Source organism: Corynebacterium sp. UMB4614, from assembly GCF_030217065.1.
Classification (GTDB): Bacteria; Actinomycetota; Actinomycetes; order Mycobacteriales; family Mycobacteriaceae; genus Corynebacterium.
Genome location: NZ_JASONC010000131.1, coordinates 1 through 231, shown reverse-complemented (window position 1 = coordinate 231; position 231 = coordinate 1). Strand labels below are relative to the sequence as shown.

Below are 231 nucleotides of genomic sequence, written 5' to 3'. Positions count from 1 at the left end.
AGCTGGATGGTGGTGAACACCCACGTGGAGTTTTCTCCCATGGAGAATGCGGCGCCTGAGTTGAAAGTGAGTAGGAACCGGAACCAATCCCCGATGATGGGTACCTTTTCCCCTGGGCTCATGTTTGCGAGGATCAGTGTTTTCACTATCTGATCGACGACGGCAACGATGAGTGTTATTGCTAGAACTAACCTTCCATCTCTTCTCGTGAGTGTAGCCACCTATTCATTC

Annotated in this window: 1 protein-coding gene; it reads right to left on the bottom strand. The window is 50.2% G+C overall.

Annotated elements, in window-relative coordinates; all coding sequences use genetic code 11:
- Positions 1-221, bottom strand: a 221-nt coding sequence (locus QP413_RS10200) for a signal peptidase II (protein WP_284781637.1), incomplete at its 3' end; no start/stop codon positions are given.
- Positions 222-231 lie beyond the last annotated feature (10 nt).